Here is a 24,427-nt window from a genome sequence, read left to right on the forward strand (position 1 = left end):
TTTATAAGCGCTTCGCATGGACCCGCACAACTCGTGGTTGCCGAGGATGGACGAACTGGTGGAAGAGGCCGCCATCTCCATCAATATCAACGGCATCAGCCACGCCGTCATGATGGCTACCCCGGATGATCTCGACGACTTCGCCATCGGTTTTCTGTATGGAGAGGGGATCATCGGGGGCAATCATGATGTACACGACATCCAGCTTGTCCCCTCCGAGCAGGGCATGGTGCTCGACGTCACCATCGCCAACCGCTGCCTCGCCGAGCTCAGCCGTCGCAAGCGCCGTCTCACCGGGGCGAGCGGCTGTGGCATCTGCGGGGTCGAGGCCATCGAACATGCGCTGCCGGCCCTGACCCCCTTGACACCAAGCGCACCTCCCGCTGCCGGCAGCCTGCTCAATCTGCGCGAGCGCATCGCCCCCTGGCAGAGCAAGGCCCGCCAGAGCGGGGGGCTTCATGCCGCCCTGGCACTCGGGGAAGAGGGCGAGATCCTGGCCTGCCGGGAAGACATAGGCCGCCACAATGCGCTGGACAAGCTCATCGGCATGCAGCTGCGCCAGCCAGATCGCTGCCACACCCTGGTCATCACCAGTCGCTGCGGCAGCGAACTCATTCACAAGGCGGTGCAATTTGGTGCCGCGCACCTCATCAGCCTCGCTTCCCCCAGCCAGCTCGCCGTGCGACTGGCCTTGAAGTACCACCTGAACCTTATCCACGTGCCCAGATCCGACGCGCCTGTCTACTACAGCGCCTGGGATCAGATCGGAGAACGCAATGTCCAGCCATATTGAGAAACCGGCGAAGGCCGGCGGTTTTTCCTCCCTGCAGTCCACCTTCAAGCAGGTGCTGCGCAGCCAGAAGACCCGGCAGAACATCAAGAACCTGCTGCGGGTCAACCAGACCGATGGCTTCGACTGCCCGGGCTGCGCCTGGGGGGACAACAAGCAGGGGGCCTTCCAGTTCTGCGAGAACGGCGCCAAGGCGGTGGCCTGGGAGTCTACCGGCAAGACGGTGGGGGCGGACTTCTTCGCCGAACACTCGGTGCGCCGTCTCGCCACCCAGAGCGACTACTGGCTGGAATACCAGGGGCGGCTGACCGAGCCCCTGCGCTACAACCCGGCGAGCGATCACTACGAGCCGGTGAGTTGGGACGAGGCCTTCGGGATCATCGCCGCCAAGCTCAAGAGCCTCTCTAGCCCGGATGAGGTGGAGTTCTACACCTCGGGCCGCGCCAGCAACGAGGCCTCCTACCTCTATCAGCTGTTTGGCCGCCTCTATGGCACCAACAACTTCCCCGACTGCTCCAACATGTGCCATGAGGCGAGCGGAGTGGGGCTCATCCAGTCCGTCGGGATCGGCAAAGGCACAGTGGTGCTGGAGGACTTCGACGCCGCCAAGGCCATCTTCGTGTTCGGCCAGAACCCGGGCACCAACCACCCGCGCATGATGAACGCCCTGCGCAAGGCGGCGCGTCTTGGCTGCCAGATCGTCTCCTTCAACAACTTGAAGGAGGTGGCCCTGGAGCGCTTCGCCAGCCCCCAGAGCCCGGCGGAGCTCTTGACACCGGCCGCCACCCGCATCAGCCACCAGTACCTCACCCCCAAGCTCGGCGGCGACATGGCGGCCATCCGCGGCATGGCGAAATACATAGTGGAAGAGGAGGGGAGCCGCCTCGATCTCGCCTTTATCGAGCAGCACACGGTGCACTTTGATCACTATCTGGCCGAGGTGAAGGCGACGGAGTGGTCACGGATCGAGGCCCAGTCAGGCCTCAGCCGTGAGGAGATCACCCAGGCTGCCAAGATCTTTGCCCGGAGCGAGAGCGTGATCAGCTGCTGGGCCATGGGGATCACCCAGCACAAGCATTCGGTCGATACCATACGGGAAATCGTCAACCTGCATCTGATGTGCGGCCAGCTTGGCAAACCGGGGGCGGGCCTGTGTCCGGTGCGCGGCCACAGCAACGTGCAGGGCAACCGCACCATGGGGATCAACGAGAAACCCAATGCCGCCTTCATCGATCGACTGGAGCGCCGCTTCCCGGTGGGGCTCAAGCGTACGCCGGGCCACAACGTCTATGAGGCCCTCAAGGCCCTGCACGCGGGCAAGAGCAAGATGCTGGTGTGCCTGGGGGGCAACCTGGCCGCCGCCGCGCCGGACACGGACTTCACCTATGAGGCGCTGCGCAGGAGCGAGCTCAACGTGCAGATCAGCACCAAGCTCAACCGCAGCCATCTGATGGTCACGCAAGACGCGCTGATCCTGCCCTGCCTCGGCCGCACCGAGCTGGATGTGCAGCGCGCCGGCATCCAGAAGATCACGGTGGAGGACACCTTCAGCATGGTGCACGCCTCCACCGGCATGAACGAGCCTGTCTCCCCCCTCTGCCTGTCCGAAATCGACATAGTGGCGCGCATGGCGGAGGCCACCCTTGGCAACGAACACCTCGACTGGCTGGCCCTGCGGGACGACTACGGCGTGCTGCGGGATCTGATCGCCCAGACCATTGCGGGGTTCGATGACTTCAATCGCCGCATCGAGGAGCCGTGTGGCTTCCACCTCGACAACAGCGCGGCCCTGCTGCGCTGGAACACCCCGAGCGGGCGCGCCGAGTTCAGGGCGAGCCGTTTGCCGGACTCCATCTTGCCGGAGTGCACCCGTCACGCCGAAGAGATGGTGGGGGAGCCGGTCCTGTTGCTGCAGAGCCTGCGCTCCCACGATCAGTACAACACCACGATTTACGGCATGGACGATCGCTACCGCGGCATCAAGGGGCGGCGCAACGTGGTGTTTATGAATGAGGAGGATGCCCGCATGCTGGGGCTCGCCGAGGAGCAGCAAGTGGACATGAGCGCCATCTGCAACGATGGCCGCGAGCGCAAGGTGAGCGGTTTCAGCGTGATCTTCTACGAGATCCCGCGGGGCAATATCGCCGCCTACTACCCGGAGACCAATCCCCTGGTGGCCATCGACAGCATAGGGGAGGGCTCTTTCACCCCCACCTCCAAGTCCATCCCCGTGCTGGTGGCCCCGAGCCAGGCCGTGATGACGAGCCTCGCCGTCAATCTGTAAGCCGGTCGTCGTCTCTGCCCGGACCCCTGCCTCTGGCAGGGGTCTTTTTTTGTAATCACCTCACTCGGAACTCATGGCTGGCCAAGCTGTATGTCCCTTGTATGGCTAACCATCTTTAGGTAGCTGACTCCCATGCTTGCCCCTATGCTGGCACCCTTTCGGCCAAGGGCGCCCCTGTGCGGCCAGCCGGCGACCCACAACGCGCGTGCGGCAGGGCCAGGCCCGGGTACGCACTCACAACGGATCCTACTGATGTTCAAAGCCTGTTTCCCCCATCTGGCCAGCGTTGGCCTGCTGCTGGCCACTCCCCTGGTCTATGGTGCCCCCGTGGAGACGGCAGAAGTGAGGGAGACCGGCCGGGATGACAAGGAGGGCGCCGAGCCAGGCAAGGCGCAAGGCGAGCGCTCCCCCTGGCTGTTTGTGCCGCTGCTGAGTTCCAGCCCCAAGCTGGATACGGCGGCTGGCCTGATGGTGGGCTATCTGCACCAGTTCGACGAGGAGTCCCGTCCCTCGCTCTTCACCGTCTCGGCCAAGTACACCACCTCGGAATCCCTCATCACCAGCGCCTTCGCCAAGACGTCGTTCGGGGCGGATCACCACCGCATCGTCGGCGGCCTCATCGCCGGCGACATCAACAACGACTACGCGGACTACCTCGGCAGCGGCCGCCCCCTCGAGACCAACGACAACTTCCGCTCCGCCTTCCTGCGCTACCTCTATCGGGTGGAGGGGGATTGGTTCGTCGGTGGCCTCGCGGCCTATTCCAACTACGAGATGACGGGGCGGGACTTCCAGTCCCAGCAGATCCTGGACGATCTGGGGCTGGAGGGCTTCACCTCGGGAGGCCTGGGGCTGGCGTTGCAGCACGACTCCCGGGACAGCGACTTCAGCGCGACCAGGGGCTGGTATCTCAACGTCAACAACCTGGCCTATCGAGAGGCGCTGGGGGGTGAGGAGAACTTCGACATCTACCGGGTGGATTATCGCGGCTACTGGGGCCACGGGGACGGTCACGTGCTCGCCTGGCGCAGCCGCAACCAGTTCTCCCACAACGCGCCGAGCGGCTCCTATTCGCCCATCTACCTGCGGGGCTACACCCCGGGGGAGTACCTGGGGCAGCACATGTCTGCCGTCGAGGTAGAGGAGCGCTACAAACTGGCCGAGCGCTGGACCGCCACGGCCTTTGCCGGCGTCGCCTGCCTCTATGGGGATGGGGTGAACGGGGAATCCCTCGGCTGCGGCGACAGGGACAACGTCTATCCGGCCTGGGGGATGGGCGTCCAGTACCTGCTCAAGCCCGAGGCGGGCATAGTCGCCAACCTCGAATACGCCATGGGGAAGGACGACAACTCGGGCATCTACCTGAAGATGGGTTACAGCTTCTGATGTAACACGGCCCCTCATGGGGCCGTATTTCAATCCACTTCTGCGACCACCACGCGATTGCGACCCTGGTGCTTGGCCTGGTACAGGGCCTGATCGGCCCGCTTGAGCACGGCGTCCAGATCCTGGCTGCCGTGGCCGGGCCAATGGGCGACCCCCAGCGAGATGGTGATGCACCCCGCCGTCGCCATCTCATGGCTCTCGACCTTGAGTCGCAGCCGCTCGGCGACCCCCTGGGCCTGGGCCAGGCTGACGTCCGGCAGCAACAGCAGGAACTCTTCGCCACCGCTGCGGCAGAGGGAGGCTCCGGTTCGGATCTCCTGTTGCATCAGGGCGGCCAGGGCGATGATCACCTCGTCCCCGACGTCGTGGCCGAAGCTGTCGTTGATCTTCTTGAAGTGATCGATGTCGAGGGCGATGACAGAGAGGGGTTTTGGCTCCAGCAGATACTCGTCCAGCAGCCGCTGGATCGCCCGCCGGTTGAACAGCCCCGTCATGGGATCCGTGTGGCTGTCGTTGTGCAGCTGGTCGATCTTGGTGTTGAGCAGGCCCAGCCCCTTGAGGATGGCCTGCTTCAACTGGGCCGCCTCGAAGTACCAGGCGCGGATGCCGGCGATGTTGGAAAAGGCCCCTTGCTGATCCATCAGGCTGGCCCGATTGGCCAACTGGCGCAGGGGGCGGGAGATGAAGGTGGCGGAGAGCCAGATGATGAAGAGGATGAGGGCCGTGGTGGGGACCATCTGCATCAGCACCCCGGACATGTGCTCATCGAGCCCTTCCAGGGTGGCGCTGCGGGGGCGCTGGGCCACCACGCCCCAGCCCGCACTGCTGACCGGGGCGAAGCCGCTCAGCATATCGACGCCACGGGCATTGACCATGTCGAGGGCGCCGCTGTCCCCGTCCAGCACCTCATCCACGGCCGGGTTGCCGCTGATCCTCTGGCCTATCCGGGCCGGATCCGGGTGGTAGATCAGGGTCTTCTCCCGATCCACCACGTAGAGGTAGGAGCCATCCTGGTAGTAGTGCTGGCCCAACAGGTTCGAGAGCACGCTGGTGGACTGCAGATAGATGGTGCCCGCGACATAGCCCAGATAGCGCTTGTCGGCGGAGAAGACGGGGTAGGAGAGGCTGATGAGGTAGTTGCCGGTCAGGGAGACGAAGGGATCCGTGATCTGTGGCTGCTGGCTCTTGATGGCCTCCATCGACGTCGGAGAGCCGAGCTTGGCCCCCTTCACCTGCAGGGTCTCGGGGGAGACGGCGACTATGGTGCCCTCGCGATTGACGATCACCACAGAGTTGAAGGTACTGGTCTGCAGACGCAGGCGATCCACCTCGGCGTCGAGGGCCTTGGCATCACCGTTGTGCAACAGGGAGCCCAGCAGGCTGGCGCTGTAGGCCAGTTGACCCTGGGCCGACTTGAGCATGCTGTCGGCCGAGTTCGCCAGCTTGGTGGCATAGACGCGGTTGGATTCCAGGGTATTGGCGATCAGCAGCTGTCGCTGGGCCTGATAGATGGCGTAGAAGCTATTGCCAAAGGTTGCGAGAACGCCCAGTACGGCCAGGGCCAGGATGAGACGATGCAGATCAAACTTCAGCAGCCAGTGAGGTTGCATGGGGTGAGGGGGTCCTTGTCAAACAGCGAGTCGCTGGGGTCCATCGGGGGATTTTAATGGGGTTGACGGCGCAAAAGCTACCTCATATTGGGCCGATGACGCCGCGACCCGGCGAGGGAGCCCTGGCGCTCGCATTCGGGGGCCCGGGGTGCTCGTCCAAGTGGCCTGAGGGTTGACACGCAACGACAGAGAATAAGGGGGAAGCCCGCTTCCCCCCGAGCGAGCCTCAGCCCTTGAGGGAGGCCATGTCGATGACGAAGCGGTACTTGACGTCGCTTTTCAGCATGCGCTCGTAGGCGTCGTTGATCTCCTGGATGGCGATGGTCTCCACATCCGAGGTGATGCCGTGCCGGCCGCAGAAATCCAGCATCTCCTGGGTCTCCTTGACGCCGCCGATGAGGGAGCCCGCCACCGACTTACGCCCCATGACGAGGGGAACCGTGTTCAGCAGGAGATCGAGCTCGCCGAGATAACCCACCAGCACCAGAGTGCCGTCGATGGCCAGGGTCGGCAGATAGGGGTTGAGGTCGTGGACATAGGGCACGGTGTCGATGATGAGATCGAATCTGCCCTTCACCTCCTTCATCTGTGCCTCCTGGCCGGAGAGGACCACATGATGGGCCCCGAGCCGATAGGCGTCATCCTCCTTGCCGGGGGATCGGGTAAAGAGGGTGACCTCGGCCCCCAGTGCATTGGCCAGTTTCAAGGCCATGTGGCCGAGCCCGCCGAGGCCGACGACGGCCACCTGCTTGCCCGGCCCCGCCTGCCAGTGGCGCAGGGGGGACCAGGTGGTGATGCCGGCGCACAGCAGAGGGGCTGCTCCCGCGAGGCTGAGGCCATCCGGGATGTGCAGCACGAACCGGTCGCGGGTGACGATCTGCTCCGAGTAGCCGCCGAAGGTGGGGCTGCTATCCTGCCGGTCGACGCCATTGTAGGTGAGGGTGGGGAACTCGTCGCAAAATTGCTCCAGCCCTCGCTCGCAGGGGCGGCAGTGCTGGCAGGAGTCGACCATGCAGCCGACACCCACCCTGTCTCCCGGTTTGAAGCGGGTCACGGCGCTGCCGACCCGGCTCACCCGGCCGATGATCTCGTGGCCCGGCACCAGGGGATAGTGGCTGTTGCCCCAGTCGTTGCGGGCGTTGTGCAGATCCGAGTGGCAGACCCCGCAATACTGGATATCGATCACCACATCGTCGGCGCGGGGGGCCCGACGCTCGAAATGGAAGGGGGCCAATGGCGCCTGGGCCGACTGGGCGGCGTAACCGAGCACTTTTATCGTCATGCTGTTCTCCCTCGTTGCAGGGCCTGATGCCCGTTTGAAGATGCGAACGGCCGGCCCTGCTCTCGCCTTGCCCGTGCCGCCAGCGGTGCCCATGGAGTGTTGACCCCAGGGCCGGATCCCTCAAGGGGAGTGGCTGATTATCTGCCCTGCAGCCATGGGCAAGGCGCCCGGTCCGCGGCTATTTGGCCTGCAAGGGGGGGAGATCCGGATCCCGCAGCGCCGCCACCGTCTGCCAGAACGCATCGATGAGGGGAGAGTCGCCGTGGGGCGGGCGGGTGAGGCCGATGATCCAGCTTGCCTCGGGCTCGGTGAGGGGCAGGGAGATGACGTCCGGGTGCTCTATGGTGGTGGAGGAGGGGACCAGGGTCCAGGCGATGCCCGCCGCCGCGGTGGCGACCCCGGCGGCGAAGTCATTCACGTACTGGATGTCCTGAAAGCGCAGCCCGCTCTGGGCCAGGTAGTGGACGAACTGATCGTGAAAGGAGGGGGCCTTGTCCCGGCGCAGTATGGCGAGCGGCTTGTCCACCAGATCCTTGAGGCCGCTCACCCCGGCGTAGCTCGCGGGCAGCACGGCGATGAAATGGGCGCGCACCACGGGCAGGAAGTGCCACCCCTTGGGGGCGGGCAGGCGGCAGAAGCCGAGATCGAGCCGCCCCTCGGCGAGCGCCAGCAGCTGATGGTGGGTGGAGAGATCGTTGAGCTCGATATTGACCCTAGGGCGCTCGGCGCGAAAGCGCGCGATGGCGGCGGGCACCAGCAGCTTGGTGGCGACCCCGAAGCCGATGCGCAGGGTGCCGCCATTGCCCGCCAGCACGTCCCGGGCGGTGCGACCGAGCTGCTCGCTCCGGGCCACCAGGGCGCAGGCGTCCGGGTAGAGGGCGCGACCGAGCCCGGTGAGCCGGGTGCTGCTGGCGCTGCGCTCGAACAGCTCGCCCCCCCACTCGGCCTCCAGCCGTTTGATCTGCTTGCTCAGGGCCGACTGGGTGATGTGCTGGCGGGCCGCCGCCTGGCCGAAGTGCAGCACCTCCCCTAACGTGACGAAGGCCTTCAGGTCTCTCAGTTCCATCGCTGCTCCATCATTCCTTCACGGAATCCTGAATGGTCAAAAATGTCATTGGACGGAATTCTAGATCTGTTCGATGCTGATGCCAATTTATTCGGGTGCAGATTGAACGCCCATCCTCTAGCAGAAGGAGACAAACCAGATGCATCACGCCAAGTACAAAGCATTCCCCGCCGACTTCCTCTGGGGAGCCGCCTCCGCCGCCTATCAGGTGGAAGGGGCCTGGAATGCCGACGGCAAGGGCCCCTCGGTGTGGGACAGCTTCACCAAGCTGCCGGGCAAGACCTTCCAGGGCAGCAACGGCGACGTGGCGGTGGATCACTACCATCGCGTCGAAGAAGACGTGGCGCTGATGGCGGAGATGGGGCTCAAGGCCTATCGCTTCTCCGTGAGCTGGCCGCGCATCTTCCCAAGCGGCCGCGGCGAGGTGAACGAGGCGGGGCTCGCCTTCTATGACAGGCTCATCGACAGCCTGCTGGCCCACGGCATCGAACCCGTGCTGACCCTCTATCACTGGGATCTGCCCCAGGCGCTACAGGACGAGTACGGCGGCTGGGAAGACAGGCGCATCATCGACGACTTCGAGCACTACTGCGTCACCCTCTACCGGCGCTTCGCCGGCAAGGTGAAGTACTGGGTGTCGCTGAACGAGCAGAACTATAACCTGACCAATGCCTATCAGTTGGGGACTCACCCGCCCGCGGTGCAGGACAGGAAGCGCTTCTTCGCCGCCAACCACATCGCCTTCCTGGCCAACGCTAGGGTCATCAAGGCGTTCCGCCAGCACGTGCCGGATGGCCTCATCGGCCCGAGCTTCGCCTACTCCCCGGCCTATCCCGCCTCCTGTGCCCCGAGCGACATGCTGGCGTTCGAGAATGCGGAGGAGTTCACCAACCTCTGGTGGCTGGATGCCTACTGCTTCGGCCGCTACCCCCAGGCGGCGCTCGCCTACCTGAGAGAGACTGGCGAGGCCCCGGAGATCCTGCCAGGGGATCTGGCGCTCTTGCGCGAAGGCACCCCGGACTACATAGGGGTGAACTACTACTACACCCTGACCTTCACCGACAACCCCATCGGCGGTCAGACCATGCAGCGCATCAACACCACGGGCCAGAAGGGCACCACCCCCTCCAGCGGTGTGCCGGGTCTCTACCGGACCACCCCGAACCCGCACCTCGAGACCAGCAACTGGGACTGGGCCATCGATCCCACCGGGATGCGCATCGCCCTTCGCCGCCTCTCGTCCCGCTACGGCCTGCCGCTGATGATCACCGAGAACGGCCTCGGCGAGTTCGACAAGCTGACCGCGGACGGCCGGGTGCAGGATGACTACCGCATCGCCTACCTGCAGAGCCACCTGAAGGCCTGCCAGGAGGCGCTGCAGGACGGGGTAGATCTGCTCGGCTACTGCGCCTGGTCCTTCACCGACATCCTGAGCTGGCTCAACGGCTACCAGAAGCGCTACGGCTTCGTCTATGTGGACAGGGACGAGCAGGGTGGGTCGCTGCGCCGCATCAAGAAGGAGAGCTTCCACTGGTATCAGTCGGTAATAGCGAGCGGTGGCAAGACGCTGTAACGTCCCTACTCAGGGACGCTAGGATAGCGTTTCATATAATAAGGCCCCTGTTGGGGCCTTTTTCGTCACTGGTGGATAGCACTCTGGCAGGTTCGCTCGCTAGATAAACATGCCGCCTGAGGCCTCGATGCGCTGGGCGTTGATCCAGCGGCTGTCCGGGGAGAGCAGGGCGGCGATGACGCCGCCGATGTCATCGGGCTGGCCGGCGCGGCCGAGGGCGGTCTGGCTCGCCACGAAGTCGTTGAGGGCCGGGTTGTCACGCACGGCGCCGCCGCCAAAGTCGGTCTCGATGGCGCCGGGGGCCAGCACGTTGACCGCGATGCGCCGTGGGCCCAGCTCTTTCGCCAGATAGTGGCTCAGCACCTCTATGCCTCCCTTCATGGCCGCGTAGGCGGCATAACCCGGCAGGGCGAAGCGGGTGAGGCCGGTGGAGAGGTTGAGGATGCGCCCGCCATCCGCGATCAAGGGCAACAGCTTCTGGGTCAGGAAGAAGGTGCCCTTCAGGTGGATGTTGAGCAGGGTGTCGAACTGCTGCTCCGTGGTCTGCTCGAAGCTGGCGTGGATGCCGATGCCGGCGTTGTTGACCAGGAAATCGAACTGGCTTCGTTGCCACTCCCGGGAGAGCAGCAGGCTGACTTCATCGGCGAAGGCCGCGAAGCTGGCACTGTCCCCCACATCCAGCGCCAGCGCCTGGGCCTGCACCCCGAGGGCCCGGGCCTTGGCCACCACCTCGGCCGCTTCCCCGGCCTGGCTGCGGTAGGTGATGATGAGATCGACGCCTTTGGCGGCGAGGGCCAGGGCCCCGTGCTTGCCGAGGCCGCGGCTGCCCCCCGTGATGAGGGCGATGGGTCTGGTCATGGTATGGCTCCTGTCTGGACGATAAAGGGCTCATGACGAGCCGACCCCTTCACTCTATTTGTGCTTCCACGCTGGATAAAGATAACGATAATGAATGCACTGTTCCGATTTGGATAACAATGGCCATGGATCAACTGGATGGGATGAGGATGTTCGTGCGGGTCGCGGAACTCGAGAGCTTCAGCCGCTGCGCCGAGCAGCTCGGGATCCCCAAGGCGACCCTCTCCGCCGCCATCCGGCGACTGGAGGAGCACATGGGCACCCGGTTGCTGCAGCGCACCACCAGGCGGGTGCAGCTCACCACGGATGGCCAGCTCTGCTACGCCCGCTGCCAGGATCTGCTGGCGGACATGGAGGAGTTTGACGGCCTGTTCCGCCAGGCGGGGCAGATCGCGGGCCAGTTGCGGGTGGACATGCCGAGCCGGATGGCCCGCCATCTGGTGATCCCGGCGCTGCCGGCGTTTCTGGCGGCCCATCCCGATTTGCAGCTGATGCTGAGCAGCACCGACAGGCGGGTGGATCTGGTGCGCGAGGGGTTTGATTGCGTGGTGCGGGTGGGGGCCCTCGAGCCCTCCAGCCTGGTGGCGCGCCCCCTGGGTCACTATCGCCAGATCAACTGCGCCAGTGCAGGCTACCTGGCCGTCCATGGGGTGCCGCAGAGCCTGGCTGACCTGGCAAGACACAGATTGGTTCATTACGGCTCCGGGCAGGGGCGCGGCGAGCCCGGCTTTGAGTATCTCGGGGAGGATGGCCGTCCCGCCACCCTGCCCATGGGGGCGAGCCTCACGGTGAACGACAGCGAATCCTACCTCGCCGCGGCGCGGGCCGGGCTTGGCATCATACAGATGCCGCGGGTCGGGGTGGAGGCGCTGCTGGCGAGCGGCGAGCTGGTGAGCATCTTGCCCGCCTGGCAGGCACCGCCCCTGCCGATCCACGCCCTCTATGCCCATCGCCGCCAGCTGGCCCCCAGGGTGCAGACCTTCATCCACTGGCTGGGAGCGCTGCTGACGGATGCCCTTGGCGACGCGTCAGGCCCGGCTGCGCCTTGAGCGGTACTGGCTGGGGGACTGGGCGAACGCCTCCTTGAAGAAGCGGGTGAAGCTGCTCTGACTGGCGAAGCCGAGCCGCCCGCCCACCTCCTGCAGCCGCAGACTGGGGTCTTGCAGCAAGCGGCAGGCCTCCTCCCGCCGCACCTGCTCCAAGAGGGCCGAGAAGTGGCACCCCTCCTCCCGAAGATGGCGGTGCAGGGTCCAGCGGGTCAGCCGCAGGGCCTCGCAGACGCAGGCCAGCAGGGTGCGAGGATCCGCCCCCTGTTGCCAAAGCTGATGGCGAATGAGGCCGATCACCTGTTCTCGATAATGGGGACTTGGGCGCAGCCGCTGCATCTGGGTATCCAGCTCCCCCAGCAGCAGGGGTTGCAGGGGGGCGTTATGGCCCTCATAGGCCTCATCCAGCAGCCGGGCGGGGAAGCAGAGGCGATAGCCATCTCCGAGCCGCAGCCGCCCCCCGAGCCAGGCCGCCAGCTCGCGCCACAACTTGGGGCGTACCGGGGTCGGCAACTCCAGCTGGCCCGCCCCCGGGTGGTAGAACTGGAGCAGGGCATAGAGGTGGCAGAGGTTGGCCAGGCTGCTCATGGCGATCACGTCCGGGTGATCGGACTCCGAGTGGTAGCTGAGGCGGGCTAGCTCGTCCCCCTCCTGCAAGGTGATGCGATCGCACTCGCCGATGAGGGGGCGAAAGGAGAGGAAGAAGTGCAGCGCCTGGCGCCAGCTGGCGGCGTTGCAGCAGAGGCTCGCCAGCGGCAGGTAGTCGCTGAAGAGCCCGGTGAGGGAGGGGGGCGCCCAGTTGCGGGCCAGATCCATGTGGGGGGCGACCTGGGCCAGCAGTCGAAAGTGGCGCGGCGCATCTATCCGTCCATGGGGAAGGAGCAGCTCCTCCCTGGCGATGCCGGCCCCCTGCAGCAGCTGGCCCGGATCCCGTCCCTGCCGCTGCCAGTGATGGAGGCAGTGCAGGGCGATCCGATTTGAGACAGTTTTCACGGCGAAATCCTTGTCGACGATGGCCCATCATCATCGGCCAGCCGCTGAAAATTGCTGTGAGCCAGCTTCCCCTTAATGTTTCAACTCTGTAACCAAGAGTAATCCTGCAACCCTTTTCACAATTTTGAACTCTGCTCCGAATCGTCAACTTCCTGCACCCTGAGGGCAAGTGGGGCGGGTCCGTTTTGCATAGAGTGGCCGGACCTACACACACAAGGAAGAGAACAATAATGAAACACCATCGTCTCGCGTTGACCCCGCTCGCCCTGAGCCGCCTCGCCCTGAGCATAGGGGCCCTGCTGTTGGCAGGGTGCAATGACAACGACTCTACCCCCAAGCCGGCGCAGCCCACCCTGGGCCATCGCACCGCCAGCCTGATCGAACAAGATGGGCTGCAGTTCAAGGATCTGGACGGCAGCGGCACCCTGACCCCCTATGAAGACTGGCGCCTCGGCGCCGCCGAGCGGGCGCAGGATCTGGTGGGTCGCCTCACCCTGGCCCAGAAGGCGGGGCTGATGATGCACGGCACCCTGGTGCTGGACGAGGAGGGGCGCGTCAACCTTGGCGCCATGGACAAGATGCTCAAGACCGATGGGGTGAACACCTTCATCACCCGCATGGCGGGGGATCCGGCGGCCATCGCCGAGGACAACAACCGGATCCAGGCCCTGCTGGAAGGGGTGGGGCTCGGCATTCCCATGACCGTCAGCACGGATCCCCGCAACCACTTCACCAACGATCCCAAGGCCACCAGCGTCGCCGCCGGGGCCTTCTCCCAATGGCCGGAGACCCTCGGCTTCGCCGCCATCGGCGATGCCGAGCTGGTGCGCCGCTTCGCCGATATTGCCCGTCAGGAGTACAGGGCGGTGGGCATCCAGGAGGCCCTCTCTCCCCAGGCGGATCTCGCCACCGAGCCGCGCTGGGGCCGCATCAACGGCACCTTCGGCGAGAACAACCAGGCCGCCAAGTCCCTGGTCAAGGCCTATATCGAGGGGTTCCAGCAGGGGGACGGCGGCATAGGCCCGGAGAGCGTGATCACCGTGGTGAAGCACTTCGCCGGGGCCGGTCCCCAGAAGGACGGGCTGGATGCCCACAACCCCTGGGGCAAGGAGCAGGTCTATCCGGGCAACAACTTCGCCTATCACCTGGTGCCCTTCGAGGGGGCCTTCGAGGCCAGGGTGGGGGCCGTCATGCCCTATTACGCCCTGCCGGAGGGGCTGACCTATGAGGGCCAGGCCATCGAGGAGGTGGGCTTTGGTTTCAATCGCCAGATCCTGACGGGCCTCTTGCGCGGTCACTTCGGCTTTGAGGGGGTGGTGCTGAGCGACTGGGGCATCATCAACGACTGCAACACACGCTGTGAGGAGGGGCTGAGCCAGGCCGAGGTGGATGCGGGTGTCAGCCCCTGGTCTGTGCCCTTTGGCATGTCCTGGGGGGTAGAGAACCTGACCAAGGCCCAGCGCTACGCCAAGGCCATCGGCGCCGGGGTGGATCAATTCGGCGGGGTGGAGGATCCAGCGCCGCTGCTGGAGGCGGTGCAGGCCGGCCTGGTGAGCGAGGCGCAGCTCTCCACCGCCGCCCGCCGCATCCTGGAGCAGAAGTTCGAATTGGGGCTCTTTGAAGACCCCTATGTGGATACCGCGGCCGCCGTCGCCCTGGTGGGCAAGGCCGAGTTCCAGCAGGAGGCTCAGGCCGCCCAGGCCGCGGCCCACGTGCTGCTCAAGAACGAGGGCTCCCTGCTGCCCATGCAGGCTGAGGGCAAGCGAGTCTACCTCTATCAGGTCAATGCCGAGGTGGCCAAGGCCAACGGCTATACGGTGGTGACCGATCTGGCCCAGGCGGATCTCGCCATCGCCCGGGTCAACACCCCGAGCGAGCAGGATGCGCGCTTCCCGTTCGGGACCATCCCCTTCGGCCAGCTCGGCTTCGCCAGCGCCGATCAGGTGGTGCAGGAGACGGCCCACGAGGGCAGCTATCACGGCAGCGACGAGCTGGCGGTCATCCAAGCCATCCAGCAAGCCGGGGTGCCCCTGGTGCTGTCTGTCTATCTGGACAGGCCAGCCATCCTGACCGAGGTGGCGCCGGCGGCCCAGGTGCTGCTCGCCAACTTCGGCGCCCTGGATCAGGCGCTGTTCGATGTGATGAGCGGCAAGGCCAAGGCCCGCGGCAAGCTGCCCTTCGAGCTCCCTTCCAGCTGGCAGGCGGTGCTGGCCCAGGACTCGGACGTGGCGAGTGACTCCCAGAGCCCGCTCTTCGCCTATGGCGCCGGTCTCGCCTACTGAGTGGTGAGTGAGAAAGTACGATGAACAAGGCGCCTGGGGGCGCCTTTTCTATGGGGGCCATCTAAGATCCCGGTTTGGCGCCGGGGCAGGGCTTGGGCATAATGGCGCCCCAAAGAGGAGATCCTATGAAATTTATCGGTGCCCACGTCAGTGCGGCCGGCGGGGTGGAGAACTGCATCGCCCGAGCCCAGGCCATCGGGGCCAATGCCTTCGCCCTGTTCACCAAGAACCAGCGCCAGTGGCAGGCGGCGCCCCTCTCGGACGCCAGCATCCGCGCCTTCAAGTCTGCCTGCGAGAAGGCGGGGTTTCGCCCGGAGCAGATCCTGCCCCACGACAGCTACCTCATCAACCTGGGCCACCCGGATCCCGACGGCCTCGCCAAGTCCCGTGATGCCTTCCTCGATGAGATGAAACGTTGCGAGCAGCTCGGGCTCTGTTACCTCAACTTCCACCCCGGCAGCCACTTGAAGCAGATCCCGGAGGCCGCCAGCCTGAAGCTCGTGAGCGAGTCCATCAACTGGGCGCTGGAACGCAGTGAAGGGGTGACCGCCGTGATCGAGAATACCGCCGGTCAGGGCACCAACCTCGGCTGGTCGTTCGAGCACCTCGCCACCATCATCGACGGGGTGGAGGACAAGAGCCGGGTCGGGGTCTGTTTTGACACCTGCCACGCCTTCGCCGCGGGCTACGATCTGCGCAGCGCCGAGAGCTGCGCCGCGGTGTTCGCCGATTTCGATCGCATCGTCGGCTTTGAGTACCTCAAGGGGATGCATATCAACGGCGCCAAGTGCACCTTCGGCAGCCGGGTGGATCGCCACCACAGCCTGCAGCAGGGCAACCTCGGCGAGGCGGTGTTCCACCACATCATGAACGACGCGCGTTTCGACAACATCCCCCTCATCCTCGAGACCATTGACGAGTCCATCTGGGGGGATGAGATTCGCTGGCTGCGCAGCCTGGCCAAGGCGTAACGGCCGCCGTCAGAGTCAACAACGAAGCAGGAGAGAAGATGCAAGCACAGGGAGAGGCAGCGCCACTGCGCTGGGGGATTGCCGGCGCCGGGGCCATCGCCCGGCGTTTTTGCCGCGACGTCAATCAGCACGCCAGCCTGGGGCGGGTGGTGGCCATCGCCGCCCGGGCTCAGGGGCGGGCCGATGAGTTTGCCCAGGAGCTGGCGCTGCCGCTCGCCTTTGGCAGCTATCGGGCGCTGGCACAGAGCTCGGAGGTGGACGCCGTCTATGTGGCGGTGATCCACCCGGAGCATGCCGCCCTGATCAAAGAGATACTGCTGGCGGGCAAGCACGTGCTGGTGGAAAAACCGGCCGTGACCCGGCAGAAGGATTGGGATGAACTGGTGGCGCTCGCCCGGCAGCGCAACGTGTTGCTGCTCGAAGCCATGAAGGTGATGTGCTTCCCCGCCATGCGCACCCTGCTCGCACGTCTGCCCGGCCTGCCGGGGCCCCTGTCCCTGCGGGCGGCCTTCGGCTCGGTGCAGGCTCCTGAGGGCAAGCTGTTCGATCCTGCCCTGGACGGGGGCGCGAGCTGGGATGTGGGAGTCTATCCGCTCTGGCTCTACGCCGCCTGCTGCAGGCAGCTGGGGCTGGATGCGGGGGAACCCGAGGTGCGATTGCAGCGTGCCCCCGGGGAGGTGGACCTGAGCGCCCGGTTCAGCTTCGACGGGGGGATCCGGGCCGAGCTGGGGGCCTCCATCGTCGAGGATCTCGACAAGGCCGCTTGCCTCGCTGGCGATGGCTGGACCCTGATCATCGAGGGCAAGTGGTGGAACCCGCAAGGGGTGCGCTTGCAAGGAAAAATCCCCTTTGCAGGTTGGCCTGAAGATATCGATCAGCCGGTGGACGGGGGAGGCATGCAGCACGAGGCGGATCACTTCGCCCGCTGCGTGCAGGAGGGCTTGCTGGACTCCCCCTGGCTGCCCCAGGCCCTGACCCGGCAGGTGCTGGGCTGGGTCGAGGGTGGGCTGGCGTCTGCTTCCGACGAAAGGGCGTGATCACTCGAGGTCACCTTGTCTTGATCAACAGAGGGCGCCGCGGCGCCCTCTGTCATTGCGGCACCCGTCATTGCAGTACTGCGATCTGCTCCCCGAGGCGTGCACTGCCCCTCGCCGGCATCAGCGCTCGCGAGGGGCGGGGAGTTGCTGGGCGCGGCAGAATGCCAGGAAGCGGCGCAGGGTGGCGGAGTGGTATTTTTGCTTGTGCCAGACCAGGGAGAGCTGGCGCGGGAAGCGGCGACTTGGGGTGAGAGCCACCAGGCGGCCGCTCGCGAGGCGGTCCGAGACCGCGAGGCGGGAGATAAAGGAGAGGCCAAGGCCGTGCTCCACCGCCAGCATCACCGCCTCCAGGGTGTTGAGCTCCAGCCCCGCCTGCCAGCGCGGCAGCCTGGGCTGGAGCTGCTGCTCGAACTGCTCGCGGCTGCCGGACTGGGGCTCGCGCAGCACCCAGGTCTCGCCACCAAGCTGGCCGAGGGGCAGCTCCAGCCGTCCGGCCAGGGGGTGATGGGGGGGCGCGACGATCAGCATCTCGTCCTCCAGCCAGGGTTCGCTCACCAATTCAGGGTGATGGTTCTCCCCCTCGATGAGGGCAAGATCCAGTTCGAAGTGGGCGAGGGCGTGGCACAGCAGGTGGGTGTTGGCGATGGTCACCCTGGGGGGGAGCCCCAGCTCCTTGGCGCTCTCTGCCAAGAGGCTCGGCAGCAGGTAGTTGCCTATGGTCTGGCTGGCGCCGAGGCGCAGCTGGCTGGCGGGCTCGGCGTCGGGGCTAAACAGCTGCTCTATCTCCTGCATCCGGGTCAGCAGCTCCTCGGCGGCCGGTTGCAGCAAGAGCCCCTCGCTGTTGAGCTGCAACCTGGGGTGGACACGGTCAAACAGCGGGGTGGCGAGCTGGCGCTCTAGCTCCTGCAACGACTGGGAGACGGCCCCCTTGCTGAGGCAAAGCTCGTTGGCCGCGAGCCCCAGATTGCCGTGGCGGGCTATGGTGGCGAACACCTTGAGTTGTTGCAGGGTGAGCTTCATGTTGTTTGGTTTTCCTGAACGCTTGATTCAATTCATTTAGATATCGTAAACGATCCCGCCCCTTTATCCTATGGACATCACCATCAAGAAGAGGATATCCAACATGATCGCACGTACCCGTCGTTCTCTGGCTGCTGCCCCGACCCCCATGGCCGGGCTGGCACTCGGGATCGCCAGCCTCGGCTGGTGCTGGGAAAATGCCGGTCAGTTCGATGGTCGCCTGCAACTGCTGGGGGCCGCCATCGCCGCCGTGCTGCTCCTCGTCCTCACCGGCAAGTTCCTGCTGCACCCGCGCCTGTTGTGGCAGGATCTCGCCCACCCCGTGGTGGGCAGCGTGGTGCCCACCTATGCCATGGCCACCATGGTGGTCTCCAAGGCCATCGGTCACCTGGATCCGGCGCTGGGGCAGGGGCTCTGGCTGTTTGCCGTGGTGCTGCACCTGGCGTTCCTCGCCACCTTCGTCTGGCACAGGGCGAAAGAGTTCGAGATCCATCACATGGTGCCGAGCTGGTTCGTGCCGCCGGTGGGGATCATAGTCGCGGATATCGCCTACCCGGGGGGCCCCTTCGCCGAGCTGGCCAACGTGCTGCTCTGGTTTGGCCTCGTCTGCTACGGCCTGATGCTGCCCCTGATGCTCTATCGCCTCATCTTCAGCCACGAGGTGCCGGACGCCGCCAAGCCCACCATCGCCATCCTGGCCGCTCCCGCCAGCCTGTCCCTGGCCGGTTACCTGACCGTGACCGCCGAGCCCTCCCTGCTGCTGGTGGCCGTGCTGCTCGGGATCGCCGTGCTGATGACGGGGATCATCTATCTCTCCCTGTTCAAGCTGCTGCGCCTGCCGTTCTCCCCGGGCTTTGCCGCCTTCACCTTCCCCCTGGTGATCGGCTCCACCGCCCTGTTCAAGGTCGGTCAGCTGCTGTCGCAGTGGCCGGTGGCGGCTCACTACGTGGCCCAGATCAATGTGCTGGCCAATCTGGAGCTCGCGGTGGCGACCCTGGTGGTCACCTATGTGGCCCTGCGCTACCTGATGGCCCTGCTGCCACGCGCGTCTGCCTCCGTGGAGGGAGAGCCGGTCCACCGCTAAGACGCGGGCCTGATGCATTCATCCCAAGACACCCCGCCTCGCGGGGTGTCTTGCATCTGTCTCTGGCATCGGAGTCATGCATGGACCCCGGGACATGGAAATGAGGATGCTTTGCATTTGTCAATCCGTGAAACGGCTCAAATAGTCGGTGATTCAGCCAAGATTAAGGTGGTGTTAACTGGTATTACCTGTCAGGATGGCCACCAATGCTGATCTCTATCATTTGACCTATCCATGTCCTCCCAAGATCCCGTATTTGATTGCTCGTTTCAGTCCCGTTTGCTGCGCCCCCGTTACTGGCCGAGCTGGCTGGCCCTCGGTGCCCTCGGCGTGTTCGCCTTCGTGCCGCCGCGCTGGCGCGACAAGCTGGCGGACGCCCTGGCACCCCTGGTGCTCAGGTTCTCCAAGAAACAGATCTACATCGCCCGCACCAACCTCGCCATCTGCTTCAAGGAGAAGAGCGAGGCGGAGCGCGATGCCATCCTGATGACCTCCATCCGGGTGGGTCTCAAGAGCCTGCTGGGCTTTGGGGAGTTCACCTGGCGCAGCCCGGCGCACCTGATGAAGCGCATCCAGGTCAGCGGCTGGGAGCATATCGAAGCCGAGCAGGCCGCCGGTCGTCCGGTGATCCTGGTGGTGCCCCACAGCTGGCCCATCGACGCGGCGGGTTACTACTTCTCCCGCCAGGGGCTCGACATGTGCACCATGATGAAGAGCGCCCGCAACCCGGTGTTCGACTGGCACATCAACCGCGAGCGTGCCAAGAACGGCTGCCGGGTCTACGAGCGCAGCGCCGGCATCAAGCCGGTGATCAAGGCGGTGAAGTCCGGCCTGAGCTTCTTCTACCTGCCGGATCAGGATCACGGCCGCGAGGCGAGCATCTTCGCCCCCTTCTTCAACCACCCCAAGGCGACCCTGCCGGCCCTGCCGCGCTTGGTGAAGCTGACCGGCGCCAAGGCGGTGCCCGTGCTCGCCTGCTATGACGAGGCGACCCACGGCTATCGGCTGGAGATAGAGGCCCCCTTCGCCGACTACCCGAGCAACGATCTGCTGGCGGACACCTGCCGCATGAACGACAGCGTTGAGCGCCAGCTGACTCGCCATCCGGGCCAGTACATGTGGTTCCTCAAGATCTTCGATACCCGCGAGGATCAGGTGGGGGAAGACGGCCTCTACGAGGAAGGCATAAAACGCATACGGCGCGGCCTGTCCCCCCATTTCTGAACCCCGGCTGAAGAGTCGCTTGAAAATGGCCCCATGTGGGCCATTTTTTGTTTCTAACTAGTCTGATCAGTGACTTGGGAAGGGGCTATGGCGGCCACAGGGTAGATAAAACTGTCAGGATCACTAAAATAACGGTCTGTTTTGACGATTCGATGACGACCATGTCCGCACAAGATCCGGTGTTCGACACCTCATTTCATCCCCGTCTGCTGCATCCCAAATGGTGGGGCAGCTGGCTGGCCCTCGGCCTGCTCTCCGGGTTGGCCTGGACACCGGCAAGGCTGCGTGACCGGCTGGCCGATGCCATGGCCCCCCTGCTGCTGCGCTACTCCAAGAAACAGGCCTACATCGCCGAGACCAACATCAGGATCTGCTTCCCCGAACTCGACGAGGCGGGCCGCGAGGCGCTGCTGCTCAAGTCCATCCGCACGGGTCTCAAGACCTTCATGGGCTTTGGCGAGATGACCTGGCGCAGCAAGGCGTACTTGAAAGGGCGCATGAAGGTGCGGGGCTGGGAACACATCGAAGCCGAGCGCGCCGCCGGTCGCCCCATGATCTTCGTGGTGCCCCACACCTGGGCGGTGGACACCATAGGCCGCTTCATCACGGATGAAGGGGTGCCCCTGTGCACCATGATGAAGAGCCCCAAGGATGCGGTGTTCGACTGGTACATCAACCGCGAGCGCAGCAAGGGTGGCCGCGTCTATGAGCGCAGCGTCGGCATCAAGCCGGCCATCAAGGCCCTGCGCTCAGGGGACAGCTTCTTCTACCTGCCGGATCAGGACCATGGCCGCGATGCCAGCCTCTTCGTGCCCTTCTTCAACCATCCCAAGGCGACCCTGCCGGCCCTGCCCAAGCTGGTGAAGCTGACCGGCGCCAGGGCGGTGCCGGTGCTGGCCTGTTATGACGAGGATGAGCACTGCTACCGGATGGAGATAGAGGCGCCGTTCGACCCTTACCCCACCGAGGATCTGATGGCCGACGTCAACGCCATGAACCGCATGGTGGAACGGCAACTCACTCGTTTCCCGGAGCAGTACATGTGGTTCCTCAAGATCTTCGAGACTCAGGAGGATAATGAGGGCAAGGACGGCCTCTACGAGGAGGGGATAAGGCGCATCCGCCAGGGGTTGCCCCCGGATCCCGAGTGACATTCACGGCCCCCTTGCGGGCCGTTTTGCATGACATAGCCCGGGATTTGCCTCGATCCGGGGCAGGAGCCCGGAGATAGGCATATCCTTTTGGCGCCGGGGAGCGCGGTGCGGCAAGCGCTGGCGGTGCGGCCCTCGATGGGGGATGGCGAGCGGGCGTCGGCTCGCGTTATCTTGCCGGGGGTGAACGAGGTGCAAACAGAGTGCAAACAAGGTGCAAATAAGGTAAAAGGGCGGTCATGAAAATTCCAAATCGAATCCAACCTCTGGTTGATGACGGCCTGGTCGACGATGTCATCAGCCGGCTGATGAGCGGCAAAGAAGCCGACGTCTATGTGGTGCGCTGCGGCGACGAGATCCGCTGCGCCAAGGTCTATAAAGAGGCGTCCAAGCGCAGCTTCAAACAGGCCGTGGTCTATCAGGAGGGGCGCAAGGTGCGGGGCAGCCGCGATGCCCGTGCCATGGAGAAGGGCTCGAAATACGGCCGCAGGCAGCATGAAGAGGTATGGCAGAACACCGAGGTGGATGCCCTGTTCAAGCTCGCCGCCGCCAATGTACGGGTGCCCAAACCCTATGTCTGCCTGGACGGCGTCCTGCTGATGGAGCTCATCACCGACGAGGATGGCGATGTGGCGCCTCGTCTAAACGACGTAGCACTCTCCCCGGAGCAGGCCCTCATCGATCACGGCAAGGTGATCCGCTACGTGGTGCGCATGCTCTGCGCCGGCCTCATCCATGGGGATCTCTCCGAGTTCAACGTGCTGGTGGATGCGCAAGGGCCCGTCATCATCGACCTGCCCCAGGTGGTGAATGCCGCCGCCAACAACCAGGCCAGGGCCATGCTGGAGCGGGACGTCAACAACATGCGCAACTACTACGGCATGTACGCCCCCGAGCTGCTCAAGACCCGTTACGCCCGGGAGATGTGGGCCCTGTTTGAAGATGGCAAGCTGGGCCCGGAGACCGAGCTGACCGGCCTCTTCGAGGAGAGCACCGCGGCCATCGATCTGGATGGAGTGTTGCACGAGATCGAGAGCGCCCAGGAAGAGGCGATGGCACGCCGAGCCCGCCAGCAGGCGGAGCAGGAAGAGGGGTTCTGAGCCTTCACGGGAGCCAGGGCGGGACACCCGCCTCGCCGTCAACGCAGACAAGAAAAGAGCGCCTATGGCGCTCTTTTCGTTTGTGTCGCGCTATCAGAGCCCGGTCAGGGGCGGGGCGCTGAGGCGGGGTCCGGCGTAACCCACCACCTCTCCGAAGCGCGGATGGCCGCTCTCCCAGTCGGCGGCGGCGGTGCGAATGGCCTCCCTGTCAAAGCTCACGAAGTTCCACCAGATCTGCAGGGGCTTGGCCAGGGGCTCGCCGCCTATCACCAGCACCCTGGTCCCCGGGGACAGGGTGAGCTGGACCTGCTCTGTCCCTGGGGGCAGATAGAGCAGCTCTTCCGGGGCGAGGGGCTTGCTCGAGGCGGCGAGTTCCCCTTGCAGGGGCAGCAGGCCGTGTTCGAACGAAGGATCCAGGGGGAGGGAGAGGGTCGACTCTGCCTGTCCGCCGTTGTGCAGATCCAGGCCGAGCATGGGGGAGAAGCGCAGGGTGGGGGCCTGGCGCCCTCCATGCTCGCCGACAAGCAGGGTGAAGGTAACCCCGCCTTCCAGCCAGCTGGGCAGGTCCGGGTAGTGATCGAAGCGGGGCTGGGTATCCTGATCTGCCTCTGGCAGCGCTATCCAGAGCTGGGCGGCGTGCAGGTCGGCATGGCCCGGCATCGACTCCTCGGTGTGGGCGATGCCGCGCCCGGCGGTCATCAGGTTGACCTGGCCCGGGCGGATCACCTGCTCACTGCCGAGGCTGTCGCGGTGCAATATCTCCCCCTCCAGCATCCAGGTGAAGGTCTGCAGGGCGATGTGGGGATGGGGGCCGACATTCATCCCCTTGGCGCCAGGGGCGAACCGGGTCGGCCCTATGTGATCGAGAAAACACCAGGGGCCTATGGTGCGCCTCTCCTTGACCGGGATGGCGCGGGCGACCGGTATGCCCCCCACGTCTGTGATGCGGGAGGGGATGCGTTGCCATTGCAGTGTCATGTGGTGCTCCTTAAACAAGGGGGAAGAAGGGGCGCCTCCCTAACGGCGGCGCATCCCCGGGAAACTGCGCATGGGCGGCGCCATCCGGTGGGGCATGGCGGGCCTATGAGGGGGAACGGCCAGGTTAGTCGGCAGATGGGGCCTGGGTTGCAGCTCGGGGCGGGTTCCTGCGGGACTCGGTGTGAGCAAGCCGCCGTCCGCCTGGGGCCGGGTGGTGGGGAGCAGGCCGCTGCGCTCACCCCCGGCTCTGGCGGCTCTGTCGTCAAGGGGGGAGCGCAGGGTTCTGTCCGGGTTGCTGACACTCGGGCGCAGCTTGCTGTTTTCCCGCAGCGCCTCTCTTTGTTCTGGCGACATGGCATGCCAGCGGCTGGCGAAGTCACCGCGCAGGGCCGCGAGATCCGCCTCTCCGTGGTTGTCCTGCCAGTCGTGGAACTTGTCCTTGATCTCCTGCTGACGATCCGCGTCCAGGCCGCCCCACCACTTCTTGATGAGCTCGTCGAAATCCCCCTGGTTGTCGCAGCACCAGGGGTAGTAATGGTCCCAGTAGTTGAAGTAGTCGTCATACCACCAGGGGTAGGCGCTGCCGTAATAGGCCCCTGTGCTGGCGCCCACGCCGATCGAGGAGGAGGAGCCGCAGCCAATGAGGCCGGCGGCCAGCAGGGGGATGAGCAGGGCAGTGCGCATGGGGTCTC

General features: G+C 65.1%; 20 protein-coding genes. 12 read left to right on the forward strand and 8 right to left on the reverse strand.

The features are described 5' to 3' along the window. Positions 1-16: 16 nt before the first annotated feature. The 3 genes from ACT5M9_RS00170 (at position 17) to ACT5M9_RS00180 (ending at position 4,460) form a co-directional block, all read left to right on the forward strand. On the forward strand, positions 17-793 hold the full coding sequence (locus tag ACT5M9_RS00170) for a formate dehydrogenase accessory sulfurtransferase FdhD (RefSeq protein ID WP_457978822.1): 777 nt from the start codon (positions 17-19) through the stop codon (positions 791-793). Then, on the forward strand, positions 777-3,074 hold the full coding sequence (locus ACT5M9_RS00175) for an FdhF/YdeP family oxidoreductase (protein WP_457978820.1): 2,298 nt from the start codon (positions 777-779) through the stop codon (positions 3,072-3,074). The genes ACT5M9_RS00170 and ACT5M9_RS00175 overlap by 17 nt, the downstream gene beginning before the upstream one ends. Before the next feature lie 252 nt (positions 3,075-3,326). Beyond that, positions 3,327-4,460 (forward strand): BamA/TamA family outer membrane protein, encoded by a 1,134-nt coding sequence (locus ACT5M9_RS00180; protein ID WP_457978819.1) that lies wholly within the window; start codon positions 3,327-3,329, stop codon positions 4,458-4,460. A gap of 29 nt (positions 4,461-4,489) precedes the next feature. Here ACT5M9_RS00180 and ACT5M9_RS00185 read toward each other — a convergent pair whose 3' ends face one another. The 3 genes from ACT5M9_RS00185 to ACT5M9_RS00195 form a co-directional block, all read right to left on the reverse strand. Continuing rightward, the gene (locus ACT5M9_RS00185; RefSeq protein ID WP_457978817.1) at positions 4,490-6,070 is read right to left on the reverse strand and encodes a sensor domain-containing diguanylate cyclase; all 1,581 of its coding nucleotides are present in this window, start codon (positions 6,068-6,070) and stop codon (positions 4,490-4,492) included. 226 nt (positions 6,071-6,296) lie between these two features. Beyond that, positions 6,297-7,352 carry an NAD(P)-dependent alcohol dehydrogenase gene (locus ACT5M9_RS00190; protein ID WP_457978815.1) on the reverse strand — a complete coding sequence of 352 codons (1,056 nt, stop codon included), beginning with the start codon at positions 7,350-7,352 and terminating at the stop codon, positions 6,297-6,299. 178 nt (positions 7,353-7,530) lie between these two features. Further along, positions 7,531-8,418 carry a LysR family transcriptional regulator gene (locus ACT5M9_RS00195; RefSeq protein ID WP_457978813.1) on the reverse strand — a complete coding sequence of 296 codons (888 nt, stop codon included), beginning with the start codon at positions 8,416-8,418 and terminating at the stop codon, positions 7,531-7,533. Between the two features lie 139 nt (positions 8,419-8,557). On the opposite strand from ACT5M9_RS00195, the gene ACT5M9_RS00200 reads away from it, so the two are divergent. Beyond that, on the forward strand, positions 8,558-9,991 hold the full coding sequence (locus ACT5M9_RS00200) for a glycoside hydrolase family 1 protein (protein WP_457978811.1): 1,434 nt from the start codon (positions 8,558-8,560) through the stop codon (positions 9,989-9,991). A 99-nt stretch (positions 9,992-10,090) separates the two neighbouring features. Here the strand turns inward: ACT5M9_RS00200 and ACT5M9_RS00205 are convergent, their stop codons facing one another. Then, entirely contained in the window at positions 10,091-10,849 is a 759-nt protein-coding gene (locus ACT5M9_RS00205; protein WP_457978809.1) for an SDR family NAD(P)-dependent oxidoreductase, read from the reverse strand. A gap of 125 nt (positions 10,850-10,974) precedes the next feature. On the opposite strand from ACT5M9_RS00205, the gene ACT5M9_RS00210 reads away from it, so the two are divergent. Further along, a complete protein-coding gene (locus ACT5M9_RS00210) occupies positions 10,975-11,898 on the forward strand; it encodes a LysR family transcriptional regulator (protein WP_457978807.1) in 924 nt (307 codons plus the stop codon). Here the strand turns inward: ACT5M9_RS00210 and ACT5M9_RS00215 are convergent. After that, positions 11,878-12,888 carry a helix-turn-helix transcriptional regulator gene (locus ACT5M9_RS00215; RefSeq protein ID WP_457978805.1) on the reverse strand — a complete coding sequence of 337 codons (1,011 nt, stop codon included), beginning with the start codon at positions 12,886-12,888 and terminating at the stop codon, positions 11,878-11,880. The genes ACT5M9_RS00210 and ACT5M9_RS00215 overlap by 21 nt on opposite strands. A gap of 230 nt (positions 12,889-13,118) precedes the next feature. Here ACT5M9_RS00215 and ACT5M9_RS00220 point away from each other — a divergent pair, with 230 nt between their 5' ends. The 3 genes from ACT5M9_RS00220 (at position 13,119) to ACT5M9_RS00230 (ending at position 17,178) form a co-directional block, all read left to right on the forward strand. Continuing rightward, positions 13,119-15,170 (forward strand): glycoside hydrolase family 3 protein, encoded by a 2,052-nt coding sequence (locus ACT5M9_RS00220; protein ID WP_457978803.1) that lies wholly within the window; start codon positions 13,119-13,121, stop codon positions 15,168-15,170. A 125-nt stretch (positions 15,171-15,295) separates the two neighbouring features. Then, positions 15,296-16,141: a deoxyribonuclease IV gene (gene nfo, locus ACT5M9_RS00225; RefSeq protein ID WP_457978801.1), complete on the forward strand. Its 846-nt coding sequence runs from the start codon at positions 15,296-15,298 to the stop codon at positions 16,139-16,141. A 38-nt stretch (positions 16,142-16,179) separates the two neighbouring features. Next, positions 16,180-17,178 (forward strand): Gfo/Idh/MocA family protein, encoded by a 999-nt coding sequence (locus tag ACT5M9_RS00230; RefSeq protein ID WP_457978799.1) that lies wholly within the window; start codon positions 16,180-16,182, stop codon positions 17,176-17,178. A 120-nt stretch (positions 17,179-17,298) separates the two neighbouring features. On the opposite strand, the gene ACT5M9_RS00235 is transcribed toward ACT5M9_RS00230, so the two are convergent. Further along, entirely contained in the window at positions 17,299-18,198 is a 900-nt protein-coding gene (locus ACT5M9_RS00235) for a LysR substrate-binding domain-containing protein (protein WP_457978797.1), read from the reverse strand. 103 nt (positions 18,199-18,301) lie between these two features. Here ACT5M9_RS00235 and ACT5M9_RS00240 point away from each other — a divergent pair, with 103 nt between their 5' ends. From ACT5M9_RS00240 to ACT5M9_RS00255, 4 genes are all read left to right on the forward strand, one after another. Beyond that, positions 18,302-19,282, forward strand: coding sequence for a TDT family transporter (locus tag ACT5M9_RS00240; RefSeq protein ID WP_457978795.1), 981 nt, complete (start codon positions 18,302-18,304; stop codon positions 19,280-19,282). A 234-nt stretch (positions 19,283-19,516) separates the two neighbouring features. Then, positions 19,517-20,506, forward strand: coding sequence for a lauroyl-Kdo(2)-lipid IV(A) myristoyltransferase (lpxM, locus tag ACT5M9_RS00245; RefSeq protein ID WP_457978793.1), 990 nt, complete (start codon positions 19,517-19,519; stop codon positions 20,504-20,506). Positions 20,507-20,658: 152 nt separating this feature from the next. After that, positions 20,659-21,657 (forward strand): LpxL/LpxP family acyltransferase, encoded by a 999-nt coding sequence (locus ACT5M9_RS00250; RefSeq protein WP_457978791.1) that lies wholly within the window; start codon positions 20,659-20,661, stop codon positions 21,655-21,657. 239 nt (positions 21,658-21,896) lie between these two features. After that, positions 21,897-22,757 carry a PA4780 family RIO1-like protein kinase gene (locus ACT5M9_RS00255; protein WP_438551194.1) on the forward strand — a complete coding sequence of 287 codons (861 nt, stop codon included), beginning with the start codon at positions 21,897-21,899 and terminating at the stop codon, positions 22,755-22,757. A 93-nt stretch (positions 22,758-22,850) separates the two neighbouring features. On the opposite strand, the gene ACT5M9_RS00260 is transcribed toward ACT5M9_RS00255, so the two are convergent. Continuing rightward, positions 22,851-23,735: a pirin family protein gene (locus tag ACT5M9_RS00260; RefSeq protein ID WP_457978789.1), complete on the reverse strand. Its 885-nt coding sequence runs from the start codon at positions 23,733-23,735 to the stop codon at positions 22,851-22,853. A gap of 39 nt (positions 23,736-23,774) precedes the next feature. Next, complete coding sequence (locus tag ACT5M9_RS00265) at positions 23,775-24,419, reverse strand: hypothetical protein (protein ID WP_457978787.1); 645 nt, start codon at positions 24,417-24,419, stop codon at positions 23,775-23,777. Between the last annotated feature and the right edge of the window lie 8 nt (positions 24,420-24,427).

The organism is Aeromonas sp. AE23HZ002T15, from assembly GCF_054165525.2.